Raw genomic sequence first — 12,190 nt, forward strand, 5'->3', positions numbered from 1 at the left:
TCAGGTCGCCGAGGCTGGGACAGGTTCACGGGCCGGTTTGCGCAAGGCATCCAGACGCGAGCCTGTGTAACGGGTTTCGCGGAAGAAGCGCCAGCCGAGCAGGCTGTACACGTTCATGATCCGCCCTTGCTCCTGATACCCCATGCGCATGTGCAGCTTGAGGGCCGGAATGTTGTGGAACTCGCAGACATCCACCACCTTGTTGCAGCCCTGGGCCAGCATGGCTTTCCACAGCTGCAGTTGCACGTCCACCGAGAGCGTGGTGCCCCAATACGCGCGGGTCAGTTCGCCGCCGAATTCGAAGAACTCACCTTCCTTCACCGGGAACCAGCAGCCGTAGTAATGCTTGTCGTGATAGTTGCGCGACGCGCCCCAGATAAACGCCACCGCATCGCCTTTATCGTCCAGGTGCATGTGCCCGGTGTAGCCCTCGCGGGCCAGTTCGGCCATGGTCTCTACGCGGTCACCGAAGTGGCGGGTGAAGGCCACGGCGTTTTGCGCGGTGATGGTTTCCACGCGCAGTGGCGGGTACGGCCGCAATTTGTGTGGCGGCACCGGGCTGACAAGGTCGCGCTCCATCCACAACAGTTCTTCGTGGAAGAACACGTAATGCTTCCAGACTTTTTTCAACGTGGCGCTCAGGCCTTTCTGTTTGATCTGTTCACTGAGTTTGTGCAAAACACTCATGTCATGTCTCCTGACGGCGTTGGCCGTGGTGGGAGTGATGCATCGCGCGGCAAGGCCGGCGCGGCAAAGCAATTCAGGGTATTCATGAGGCGTTCCAGCCCAGAGCGAACAGGGTTTCCCCTGGCAAGTCGAAGCTGACGCGCCCGTTCTGGCAGTTGAAAGGTGCGTCGCGGCTGCGGTTGTCCGCGCCGAAGTAACGCAATGAACCCTTGAGCAATGGGCAGGCGGTGCCTGCCAGGCTCACATGCTGCAAACGCTTGCCTTTGTTGACCCCCAACAGGCTGCGTTGCGCATCGTCGGCCATCGCCAGCACGTCGACTTCGAAGGCGTCGTTTTCCACGCGCACCACGTTGGCGAGCCAGTGCTGCTGAATGAACTGCTGGGCAAAACCCACCGGTTTCAATTCGAAGTGATCGTCACCCAGGACTTTCAACATGCCCTTGGGGTAGTTCGGTTCATCGGCGGCCTGGAACCAGTTGAGCATCTCCAGCAAACCGTCCTGGGACGAGTTGATGACCACAGACGCCCACCATAGCGAGGCGAAATGGGTGTCTTGATCGTAAGGGCTCAGGCTGGAACCACTGGACATGTTGGTCTGGTCCAGCAACAGGGCCTTGCGTGGCCGGCCCTTGCCGTCGAGGCCGACCAGGTCGGCGGCTCGGCGCACGCTGTCACGGTAGACCCGGGTCGCCAGCAGGTCGCGAATCATCCATTCGTGCCAGGCCAACGCATCGACGTTGTCGCCCGATTCCGCCAGCAAACGCCGGGCCCAATCGATGCCGCGCTTGTCTGCCGCGTTGTCGGCGAACGGGCCATTGACCAGCCGTGAACTGGCCGGCATGGCAATGCGCACACCGGCCTTGGCATTGGCCGGATTGCTGCGCACTTGCCGGGCCATGCTGTTGAAAATACTTTGGTACTGGGCGTAGCTCGAATAATTGAGATTCGGTTCGTCAGCGAAACCGATGTAGTGCGTGCCCTTGCCACCGAGGGCGCGGGTCGAGGCGAGCCAGGCATCGAGGCCGGAATTGCTCATGGTGTCGGCGCGCAAATCGGCCTGGCGCTCGCTGCCGGCCAATAGCGTGATGTCTTGATAAATACCGAAGCGGTCCTGATACACCTGGCGGAACGCATCTTCGTACTGCGGCTTTTTCGCCGTGACGTCGACAAAGGTGTAATAGGCGCCCGCTTGCGGTTTGAGGGCGTCGAGCACCGCATAACTGGAGGGCGGCGGCATCACGTAGGGCAGGGCGATGCCCAGGTTCGGCGTCGGGCCGAGCACGTCTTTGCCCAGGGTCAGGCGCACATCACCCGCGTCTTCGCGCAACGGCTTGAGCTGCTGCGGATCCTGCGCGAACAGGTTGGCGGCGCCATCGAGCCAGAACGCGACTTTGCCGCTGCCTTGCAGGCGCAGGCGCCACACTTGTTCGCTTGAGGTGACCGGTAACTCGACCTGATCGAACTGCCAATAGGCCCGATACGGTTTCAGCGCCACCGACACCTGTTTGCCGTCGCCGACCCGCTGCGCTTGCAGGGCATTGACGCCGCCATGGAACTTGCCGGCCAGCACTGCGTGTTCACCCGGCGCGACCTTGAAAAACAACTCGTCGCCGTCATGGGTTTCAGCGCTGAAATGCACCTTGGCCGGAGCGAACAACGCCACCGTGCTGTCGTCGTGTTCAACCTTGTAGCGGCGAAAGCTGTAACCCGGAATCTCCAGTTGATAGCTGGCCGCATTCGGCGCCAACGGCCAGCTCTGGGTGCCGCTCAATTCACTGGCGGCAATCTTGCGTTCAGCCTGAAGCTTGCCTTTGCCGTCGAGCAGGTACAGCTGTTCTTCGTTGGCATCCGCCTGCCACGCCGGAGTCCAGCGCACCGTCAGCGTGTCGGGGCGATCCGCTTGCAGGTACAAGCTGCCGTCGCGAATGTCCGCCCAGCGCATCGGCCCGGCGTAGACGTCGAGCGAAAGCCCCAGGCTCACCAGCAGGGCGAAATACCTCATGCCGACTTCCTTTGCAGCATCAGCAGCATTGGTGCCACGTCGCTGGGCAGGATGATCAGGGTTTGCCAGACCGGCACACCGCTCAAGCGGCAGTACATCACCAGCAGTGCAAGGGTCACCGCCAGATAAGCGATGGACGACGCGGCCGCCGCGCCGACGATGCCGTACGCCGGGATCATGACCAGGTTCAGCGCCAGGTTGAGCAAGGCACCGAGGCCCATCAGCAGTGAGATGGTGCCGGGGCGGTTCTTGCCCAGCAGGTCCAGGCGCAGGATGCTCGCGTAGCACAGGCCGAGCAGGCCCGGCAGCAATGCCAGCAGCGCCGGATACGCCGGTTGATACGCCTCGCCGAACAGCGTGACGATCAGCCATTCACCGATCACCGCCATGGTCAGGCAGGCGCCGAGCATCACCGTCGCGGTCAGGCGCAGTGCCAGCGGCGTGACCTTGTCGATGCCTTCTTCCTGTTGCAGAAGGCGTTTCATCAGCGGCGTGGTCACCGCTTCCGGCACGATCAGCAGCAACTCGGCGGCGGCGCTGGCCATGGCGTAATGACCGAGCGCGGTGCTGCCGAGCAGGGCGCCGATGAACAGGTAATCGGAACGCAGAATCACTTGCTGGAACAACAGGTCCGGATGGCTGCGAGCGCTGTAGCGCAGCAGTTCGTTCTGGCTGGCGCGGTCCCATTGCAACTTCAGCGGCTGATCACGTTTGAGCCAGACCCAACCCGCCAGCACCACCAGGCTGATCCCCGCCAGCCAGCTGATCAACGCCGCTTCGAGGGCCGACTCTTTCCACATCCAGAACAGCGCGAGGAACAGCAACAGCGGCGCGAGGGATTCCACCAGGCGCAAGGCATTGAACGCGACCACGCCGCCCGAAGCGTTGTGCAGGGTCAGCAACCCGCTTTTGAGTACAGTCAACGGCACCGCCAGCAACAGCAGCCAGGCGAGCAGACCCAGTTGCGTGGTGATGTCGAGTTCGCTGCCGAATTCGCGCACCAGCGCCACCACCAGCAAGGTCAACATCGCTGCCAGCAGACAGCCGAACACCAACACCTGACTCAGCAACAAACCCATCGGCCGTTGCTTGGCCGCTTGATAACCGACCGCCGAGTTCAGCCCGCCGCTGGTGGCGGCGCTGATCAGGTCGGGCAGGGTGCTGAGCAGGGCAAACAAACCGCGCTCACTCGGGCCGAGAATCCGCGCCAGCAACACATTGCGCAGCAAGCGCAGCGCAATCATCGCCAATTTGGTGCCCATGCTCAGGGCCAGGTGCTTGAGGTAATGGCTACGGCTCATGCGCGGGCTCCGCGATACAAACGCCATGACAGCAGTTGTGGATTGCGTGCCACGCGTTGGCTGACGCCGAAACGCGGCAAGTTCAATGGGTCTTCACTGCCGCGATAAATCCCGGTGCTGGTGCCCAATGCGTACGGGAAGTCATGCAAGGCGACCTGATCGCGCACTCGCGCATCGTTGTCGCCATTGGGGTAGCAATAGACCGGCAACGGCCGGTTGCAACCGTGGTGCAGGGCATCGCGGCTGCGGCTCAGTTCTTCATGCAAGCGTTGATCGTCGAGGCCGGTAAGGATTGCGTGACTGGCGCCGTGCGGGCCGAAACGCACCAGCCCGGAGGATTCCAGCGAGCGCACCTGATGCCAGTCCAGCGCCTGGGGCAACGACTCGTCCGGGCAGGCATCGGTCAGTTGGTTCAGTGCCATCGGGCTCAGGCTTTTCAGGCTTTGCAGAAAATGCAGCAAGGCCAGACTACGGCGCTCCTCATCCAGCTCCGAAAACGGCACCGGCAAGGGGCGACCGGCCTGTTGCAGCGACTCGATCAAGCGGACGCGGGCGGGTTCGCCGTGGCTGCCCCACAAGGTTTCACCGATGCTTTCCCACCAGAACCGCTGACGGCTGCCGATGAAATCGGTGGAGAGAAAAATGCTCGCCGGCACCTGGTATTTTTGCAGCAGCGGGTAGGCATTCACCGCGTTGTCACGCCAGCCGTCGTCGAAGGTCAGGGTGATTTTCGGCCGGTCCGAGCGGATTTTCCCCGGGTGCAGAATCTCCATCAACGGCACGCAGTCGAAGTGTTTTTTCAGCCACACCAGCAAGTGCTCGAACGCCTTGGGTCCGACGCACAATTCATTGCGGTGGGGCAGGGCGGCGGCCTGATCGTCGGCCAGCACCCGGTGCAGCATCAGGATCACTCCGGCGCCTTGCAGCTGACTGCGCCCGACCGGCGAATTGAGGTAGAGCCAACCACTGGTGCGCTTTAAGAGTTGTTTGATCGCCATGGCTCAATCCTTTCAACGATTCTGTTCGGGGTTCCACTGGGCGTAGCGCTGGCCGCGCAGGAACTGCCACAAGCCGATGCTCATGCCGGCCAGCGTCACCAGCAGGAACGCGGCGAGGCGAAAGGGCTTGGGCAAACGGTGTTGCGAATCCAGCAGGCCGGCGATGGCGATGGCATAACCGATCAGCTGCGCGATCAGGCTCAGGCGATAAAAACCATGGTCGTCCCACAACCAGAAATTGCTCAGCAGCAACGGCAACAACAGGATCGGCGCCAGACGCCGGATCAGCTTGTGGCTGATCAAGGCAATCGAATACAGGCCATGCTTGAGCGGATTGAGCAGCTCGCTGCGCTGCGCCAGGCTTTGCAGGCCGCCGACCGTGACGCGCTGGCGGCGACGGAACTGCTTGTCGGCTTCATCGACGCCCTGGTCGATCACCTGTGCTTCGGGCACATAGACGATGCGTTTGAACGCGACCGGCGCGCAGGTACTGATGAAGAAGTCGTCGTTGACCTCCGCCGGCACGTTCTGGAACAGCTCGCGACGCAAGGCCAGCAACGCGCCGTCGGCGGAGACCATGCAACCGGTGCGATTCTCGACCCGGCGCAGCCAGCCTTCGTAATGCCGATACAGGCTGTCGCCGACGCTCAAGCCACCGCCGGTCACCGGGATCACCATGTGCCCGGCACAGGCGCCGACCTGCGGATCACTCAGCGGTGCGAGCAAATGGCCGAGGGTGTCGCGCGACCATTGGTTGTCGGCATCGGTGAACACCAGAATGTCGCCGGTGCTCAGCGCCACGCCGGCATTCAGGGTCGCGGCTTTGCCCTGGCGCGGCAGGTCGAGCACGGTGATGCGCGGGTCAATCACTTTGCGTGCGCAGGCCACGGTGTCATCGGTCGAGCCGTCGCTGGCCAGAATGATCTGCAGCGAGGCAGGCGCGTAATCCTGGGCGAGCAGGGTGCGCAACTTGTGTTCGATGTGCCGCGCTTCGTTATGCGCGGCAATCACTACGCTCACGTTCATTGGCTCCGGCGCGCCATGACGCCGCGCCGCGAACATTGGCGACAGCAGCGTCAGCAACAAGGGATAACCGAGGTAGGCGTAAACCGGGAGCAGCAGGCACAACCAGAAAATGAATTCAGCCACGGGCGGGCCTCCTGGCATTCCAATGACACAGGCTGAGAACGAGCGCGGCCCCGGCCAGGTGCAGACGCACCCAGTGCAGGCCCCAGAGTTGCAGGGTCAGGCCGATGTCGCGGTGTTTGCGGCTCTGGCGCACGCTCAAGATCAGCGCCGGCATCGTGGTGATGGCCAACATGACCGCCGCGTGATGCGGAAAGCCGTCGCACAAGGCAGAGATCGCCAGCAAATCGAGAAACCAGGCCCCCAGCGACAGCAACGGAAAACGCAGCAGCCGCAGGCTCGCGCCATGGGTGCGGAGCAATTGCACGTGGCTGCTCTGGCGCCACATTTCCTTGCCCATCCATTCGCGCCAGTTCATTTCGTAACCCCAATGCAGGGCCACGCATTCATTGACCGCGAGGATCCGCGCGCCGGCCTCGTGCAAGCGCAGGGTGAAATCCTTGTCCTCGCCGGTGCGCAGGCTTTCGCTGAAGCCATCGACCTTGTCGAACCAGCTGCGACGCATCAACAGGTTGGAGCTGGGCAGCCAATCCACCTTGCGCAGGCTCTGCGTCGCAGGGCGCAATGTGCGACGTTGCCAGGCCGTGGCGTACCACGGGGCTTCGGCCGGGGTGTGCAAGTCCAGGCCGAACACATCGGCCTGCCCCTTGCTTTCCAGAGCGACCAGTTTGGTCAGCCAGTCTTCGGGCATTTCGACGTCGGCGTCGATGAACGCCAGCCATTCACCGGTGGCGATGGCGACTCCACGATTGCGCAGGGCGCCGATCAGAATTCCTGGCTGCATCAGCACCTGCGCACCGAACTGCCGGGCAATCTGTGGGCCTTCATCCTGCGAGCCGTTGTCGACCACGATCAGCTCGCAATCGAGGCCGGCCGCGTGGGCGGCTTTTTGCGCTGCGAGCAAGGTGCGGGCGATGTGGCGCGCTTCGTTGTACATCGGAATCACAATGCTGATTCGGCTCATGCCTTGGCCTCCCGTGGCGGGCTTTCTTCGGCTTTCAAACGCAGTACGCTGGTCAGGGCGAGCATGATCCAGACGTACTTCTGATTCGGCGCACTGAGGAACATCAGGAACAGGGTCAACGACAGAAAGCTCATCGCCAGGTGCGTCATCAAGTCCGCTTGCTCGCGGTTGGCTCGCTGCATCCAGATGCGTCGGGCGCGGATCAGGTTGTACAGGCCGAGGCCGAGCATGCCGACGAACAGCAGGCCGGCGGGAATCCCCAGTTCACTGAAAATTTCCAGGTAGGTGTTGTGGGCGCGACGGTACAGGTCGCCGATTTTGCGGTTGGCCGAAAACGCCTTGGCGTAACCGGTGGTGGCGTAGTGCAGCGGGAAGGTGCCGGGGCCGGAGCCGAGCAGCGGGTTCTCGCGGATCATCGCGCTGCCGACCACGATGTACGAGGCGCGGCGACCGAGGGATTCGTCCTGACTCTTGGCCCCCGCGCTCAAGATACTCAGGGACTGGATGCGGGCGACGTAACCGGCGGGCATCGCATAAATCGCCAGTGGAATCACGATCACTGCGCCGAGCATGGCAAACCCCAGGTGCCGCGGGCGGATACGCGTCAACTCGGCGCGGTAGTGCCAGGCGCCGATGATCAGGCTTAGAAACAACACCACCAGACCTGAGCGCGATTCGGTCTTGGTCATGCCGCCGAGCAACAGCAGGCAGCAACCGCCCCAGACCAGACGATGCAACAGGTTCGGGCTACGGATCACCAGCCACAGGCCGAGCGGCACAGCGAAGGCGATCAGCATGGCGAAGGCGTTCGGGTCTTCAAGCAACCCGGCGGCGCGCCCCTGGTCCTGATATTTGCTGGAGAACATCGCCAGCACGCAGGTCATGGTGACGCTGGCGGTGACCAGTTTGGCGAACAGGTCCAGGTTCAATTCGCGGCCAATCAGCAGGGTAATGACAAACAGGATCAGGCCGACACTCAACTCGCGCAGATGCCCCAACGACATGCCCAGGTCATCGGTATTGAGCAGGCTGAGCATGTACAGCACCAGAAACCAGATCAGGTAGCGCCAGGTATTGCTGCGCAGGCGTTCGGACGGAATCTGCCGCAGGGCCAGTTGCAGCATCAGGATCACCGCCAGCGACGCGCCGATGAATTTGGTGCCCGACAGCGAACTGTCCTTGAAGAACCCTTCGAACGGCACCAGCGCCGCGATGCCGAGCAGACCCCAGGTGGGTTTGCGGTACAGCACCGCGACACCGACCAGGCCCAGCACCGCCCCCGGCGCCAGAAAAGGATAAGGGCTGGCCAGCAAACCGAGGCAGACCAGGCCGAGCAGACTGACGATCGAGAGCGGAAAGATCACGCGCGTGCCTCCCGTGCAGTACGGATATAAAGCTGCGACCAGCGTTCGGCCAGGGCCTTGAGGTCGTAGCGATCCAGTTGGGTACGTTTTGCGTTGTCGATCAATTGCGCAGCCAGTGCCGGTTCCGTCAGCAAGGTGTCGATCTGGCGGGCGAGGGCGGCGCTGTCGGCGGGGGTTGCCAGCAATCCGTTGTGCCGGTCTTGCATTACATCGGGAATGCCGCCGACGCCGAACGCCACCACCGGCACCCCGGCCTGCATCGCTTCGAGCAGAATCATCGGCGTGCCTTCGGTGCGCGAGCTGATCACCAGCGCATCGAGTTGGCGCCACCACCGCCCCATGTCGGTCTGATAACCCGGCAAGGTGATGCGGGTTTGCAAACCGGCGGCGTTGATCCGTGCCAGCAGCATTTCCCGTTCCGGGCCGTCGCCGAGCATCACGGCGTCCAGTTGCGGGTGTTGCTGGCACAACGGGATCAGCGCATCGAGAAACAGGTCCGGACCTTTTTCACTGCTCAGGCGCCCGACGTAACCGGCCAGCCAACGCTGACGATCAACGTTGGGTGACAGCAGCGTGGCAGCGGCGGGCAAACCATTGGGAATCACCTGCAGTTTTTCCGCCCGCACACTGGCCTGACGGCACAGCGTGGCGATGCTTTCGGCGACGCAGACCACGCGATTCACCGAAGCCGTGCGGCACAGTTGCAGGCTCAGCCAGGTGTAAAACTTCTGCTTGCGACTGCGCGGGGTGAACCCGTGCTGGGTAATCACCAGCGGCAAGCGCAACAACGTCGCGCCGACCCAGCCAAACAACAGGCCCTTGAAATTATGCGTGTTGATCAGCGGCTGTTCTGCCCGGCGTTGACGCAAATGCGCGAGCAATTCCCCCAGCCCCGCGCAGCCACGGCAATCCACCCCGGCCTCACGAAAGCGTGCGATCAGTTCTGGCGGCGCATCGAGAAACAGCACCTGGTGCTGCCCCGGCGTCGCCAGACAATGGTCGAGCAGCATCCGCTCAGCCCCATAGAACCCACCGCTGCTGAGCAAATGAATGATCGGCAGGGCGGTGGCAGGGTTGAGCGGCGCGTTCAATTGCGCACCCAATGCACGAGGCTTGGCACGGACCAGTTCTTGTGCGGATTGATCGGCTCGACGTTTTGATCGTTGATCACCAACAGCACCGGCAAGCCCAGTTCGTGGGTGATTTGCGCAGGCGCCTTGAAGCGGTGATCGAAGAACTCACGCACGTAGACCAGGGCAATCGCCAGCAGCAGACCGGTGAACAAGCCGAACGGGATGATCAGGAACGGCTTGGGAAACGCCGCTTCGGTCGGTTCGTACGGTGGGCTCAGGACACGGGCGTTGGACAGGTCGTTGTCCAGCGAACGGGCGGTGCTGCTTTCGGCAAAGCGCTGGGCGTAGGTCGAGAACGCTGCGTGCAAGGCATCGATCTCGGTGTCCATCTGCCGCAGTTTGCTCTGGGTTTCCTGCAACTGGTGGATGCGGTTCTTGAACTCGGCAATGCGCGCGGTCTTCTGGTCGATCACCGAGCTGACAATTGCCAGGTCGTTGGTGCGTTCCTGAATCCGGTTGCTCACCACTTTCAAAAACTGCTGACGGGTGCGAGTGATCTGCTCGCGGGTCAGCAACATCGGTTCGCTGCTCGGCTGGAAGATGGCCAGGTCGTTCATGTAGCGGCTGACCTGATTGGTCAGGGCCTCACCCATCTGTTTGATCTCACGATCTTCAAACGCGACGTTGTCCACGGTGGTGGTGAAGGTGTAGGGGAAGGTGTAGTCGTTGAGCTTGTTATTGCTGGCGGCGGCCAGGCTGGTTTTCAGGTAGTCGAGCCAGCGTTGGCTTTGCAGGCGGCGGTCCTGATACAGGTTGAGCGCTTGCTCCTCGGTGTTGATCGCGTTGAGGCGGAAGGTGATTTCTTCCTTCGGATCGGACGAACCGACGCCTTCGAGCAACGCCAGCCGGGTGCCTTCCAGGCCATCAAGGCGCACCTGATACTGGTGCTTCTTGGTTTCGTAGAAGGTTTGTGGCAGGTCGATCGATTGCAGTTCCTGACGGCTGGCCAGGTAGTTTTGCAGCAAGGCCGCGACAAACTGCGTGCCTTGATGCGGATCACCGAAGCTATAGATGATCGAGATCACGTTGGAGCCTGGCAGGGTTTCAATCTTCAGCTTGTCGATGGCTTCCTGGGTCAACGTATCCAGCGTGGTGTCGCGCACCGGATCGGTTTCCATGCCCAACGCGGTTTTCACCGGGTTGATCACGTACTCACGCAGCGGCGAGGTGATGAAGCGTTTGATCGGTTGCAGCACCAGTGTGTTGAACACGCCGGGGGCAGGAGTGTACTCGCCCTTGTCGCGCAACTCGCTGATGGTCTGCCGGATCAGGGCCGGGGAGCGCAGGATATTGCTCTCGGTTTCCATGTCGGCCAGCGATGGCGGAATGAAGGTGGCGTTGTCCACGGTCAGTGACGTGGTGGCGTCACCCTGGGAGAGTTTTTTCGACTGCACGATGACTTGCGCGGTGATGTCGAAGCTCTGTTTGAGCATCAGCGGCAAGACCAGGGCGATCACTGCAAAGACCAGGAATACCCGCTTCACCAACTGCTTGTTGGCGAAGAAGATCCTGAAGAACTCATGCAGGTAGTTTTCCTTTGGATTCATGTCGGGTCACCTGAGAGTCAGTTGTTGTTATTGCTGTCTTTGTCGTCGACGCGGTAGCCGAAGCTGAAGCCCACACCCTGGAACAACACGACATCAGCGAGTTGCCGCGCAAGCTCACCGGCGCTGGCCAGTTTGGTCTTGGGCACGAAGAGCATGTCGTCCGGTTGCAGGTAGGCGATTTGTGAAGCATCGCCGGCCAGGGCTTTTTCCACGTCGTAATGCACGGCCTTAACCTGATTGCCGTTGCGGCGCATGATCACCACCGAATCGAGCCGCGCCTTGGCATTGCTGCCGCGCGCCAGGGTCAGCGCTTCAAGCACCGAAACCGGCCGGCGGATCGGGTAGGAACCCGGTTGGCCGACTTCACCCAGCACATAGATTTCGTTGCCGGCGGTGGACTTGAGCAGCACGTCGACGGTCATCCGTCCCGGCAGATCGGCGTAGCGTTTGTTGAGGAAGGTCTCCAGTTGATTGACGGTCATGCCTTGCAGTGGCACGGCGCCGATTTCCGGGAAGCTCGCATAACCGTCGGTGCCCACGGTGATCTCCCGGCTCATGCCGGTAGCGGGGTGGTTCAGGGCACTTTTAAGGTTGGATTCGTTGCTCAGCGGGCTGATGACTTGCACGGTCAGCTGATTGCGGTTGGGCTGGAACAGCTGTTTGCGTTGATAGACCCGCTGGATTTCCTCACGCGCCTGTTCGCTGGACATCCCGGCGATCTTCACTGAGGTGTTGGCGCCTGGCAGTTCGATGGTGCCGTCAGGCAGCACCAGTTGATTGCCGTTGAGCTGGCTGGCGGCAGTGAAGTTCAGGCCGATCTGGTCACCGGACTGGATGCGGTAGGCGTCCGAGCCGCTGGTGCTGATGTGGAAGATCACGTCCAGCACATCTTGTGGCCGCAAGGTCTGTTCGACCTTGGGCATGTCGGTGGCCTGGGCGTTGGCCGGCGAGGCCGTGAGGATCTGCACCGGCATTTGGGTTTCGGTCGAATTGCTGGAGCAACCTGCAAGCGGCAGCAACAGCAGGACAAGCATTCTGGCGTTCATGG

The 12,190-nt window shown here is 61.9% G+C and carries 10 protein-coding genes; all 10 read right to left on the minus strand.

Translation table 11 applies throughout. From position 1 onward, the window contains the following. Entirely contained in the window at nucleotides 1–687 is a 687-nt protein-coding gene (locus BK660_RS19115; protein WP_123434565.1) for an N-acetyltransferase, read from the minus strand. Nucleotides 688–769: 82 nt separating this feature from the next. Beyond that, nucleotides 770–2,689 carry a hypothetical protein gene (locus BK660_RS19120; protein WP_123434566.1) on the minus strand — a complete coding sequence of 640 codons (1,920 nt, stop codon included), beginning with the start codon at nucleotides 2,687–2,689 and terminating at the stop codon, nucleotides 770–772. Beyond that, the gene (locus BK660_RS19125; protein ID WP_123434567.1) at nucleotides 2,686–3,990 is read right to left on the minus strand and encodes a lipopolysaccharide biosynthesis protein; all 1,305 of its coding nucleotides are present in this window, start codon (nucleotides 3,988–3,990) and stop codon (nucleotides 2,686–2,688) included. Before BK660_RS19125 ends, BK660_RS19120 begins: the two co-directional genes overlap by 4 nt. Further along, nucleotides 3,987–4,988 carry a polysaccharide deacetylase family protein gene (locus BK660_RS19130; protein ID WP_123434568.1) on the minus strand — a complete coding sequence of 334 codons (1,002 nt, stop codon included), beginning with the start codon at nucleotides 4,986–4,988 and terminating at the stop codon, nucleotides 3,987–3,989. The genes BK660_RS19125 and BK660_RS19130 overlap by 4 nt, the downstream gene beginning before the upstream one ends. Nucleotides 4,989–5,000: 12 nt before the next feature. Then, nucleotides 5,001–6,137, minus strand: coding sequence for a glycosyltransferase (locus BK660_RS19135; RefSeq protein ID WP_123434569.1), 1,137 nt, complete (start codon nucleotides 6,135–6,137; stop codon nucleotides 5,001–5,003). Then, on the minus strand, nucleotides 6,130–7,098 hold the full coding sequence (locus BK660_RS19140) for a glycosyltransferase family 2 protein (protein WP_123434570.1): 969 nt from the start codon (nucleotides 7,096–7,098) through the stop codon (nucleotides 6,130–6,132). Before BK660_RS19140 ends, BK660_RS19135 begins: the two co-directional genes overlap by 8 nt. Beyond that, the gene (locus tag BK660_RS19145; RefSeq protein WP_123434571.1) at nucleotides 7,095–8,462 is read right to left on the minus strand and encodes an O-antigen ligase family protein; all 1,368 of its coding nucleotides are present in this window, start codon (nucleotides 8,460–8,462) and stop codon (nucleotides 7,095–7,097) included. Before BK660_RS19145 ends, BK660_RS19140 begins: the two co-directional genes overlap by 4 nt. Then, on the minus strand, nucleotides 8,459–9,553 hold the full coding sequence (locus tag BK660_RS19150) for a glycosyltransferase family 4 protein (protein WP_123434639.1): 1,095 nt from the start codon (nucleotides 9,551–9,553) through the stop codon (nucleotides 8,459–8,461). Before BK660_RS19150 ends, BK660_RS19145 begins: the two co-directional genes overlap by 4 nt. Then, nucleotides 9,550–11,142, minus strand: a complete 1,593-nt coding sequence (locus BK660_RS19155) for a GumC family protein (protein ID WP_123434572.1) — start codon at nucleotides 11,140–11,142, stop codon at nucleotides 9,550–9,552. The genes BK660_RS19150 and BK660_RS19155 overlap by 4 nt, the downstream gene beginning before the upstream one ends. A gap of 17 nt (nucleotides 11,143–11,159) precedes the next feature. After that, the gene (locus tag BK660_RS19160) at nucleotides 11,160–12,188 is read right to left on the minus strand and encodes a polysaccharide biosynthesis/export family protein (protein WP_123434573.1); all 1,029 of its coding nucleotides are present in this window, start codon (nucleotides 12,186–12,188) and stop codon (nucleotides 11,160–11,162) included. Nucleotides 12,189–12,190: the final 2 nt, after the last annotated feature.

The sequence above is a fragment of the Pseudomonas brassicacearum genome (assembly GCF_003732265.1).
GTDB lineage: Bacteria > Pseudomonadota > Gammaproteobacteria > Pseudomonadales > Pseudomonadaceae > Aquipseudomonas > Aquipseudomonas brassicacearum_D.

Bases quoted from the DNA above. Each gene is read 5' to 3' on its own strand.
- BK660_RS19115 (WP_123434565.1), bottom strand. From the start codon at position 687: ATGAGTGTTTTGCACAAACTCAGTGAACAGATCAAACAGAAAGGCCTG.
- BK660_RS19120 (WP_123434566.1), bottom strand. From the start codon at position 2,689: ATGAGGTATTTCGCCCTGCTGGTGAGCCTGGGGCTTTCGCTCGACGTC.
- BK660_RS19125 (WP_123434567.1), bottom strand. From the start codon at position 3,990: ATGAGCCGTAGCCATTACCTCAAGCACCTGGCCCTGAGCATGGGCACC.
- BK660_RS19130 (WP_123434568.1), bottom strand. From the start codon at position 4,988: ATGGCGATCAAACAACTCTTAAAGCGCACCAGTGGTTGGCTCTACCTC.
- BK660_RS19140 (WP_123434570.1), bottom strand. From the start codon at position 7,098: ATGAGCCGAATCAGCATTGTGATTCCGATGTACAACGAAGCGCGCCAC.
- BK660_RS19155 (WP_123434572.1), bottom strand. From the start codon at position 11,142: ATGAATCCAAAGGAAAACTACCTGCATGAGTTCTTCAGGATCTTCTTC.
- BK660_RS19160 (WP_123434573.1), bottom strand. From the start codon at position 12,188: ATGAACGCCAGAATGCTTGTCCTGCTGTTGCTGCCGCTTGCAGGTTGC.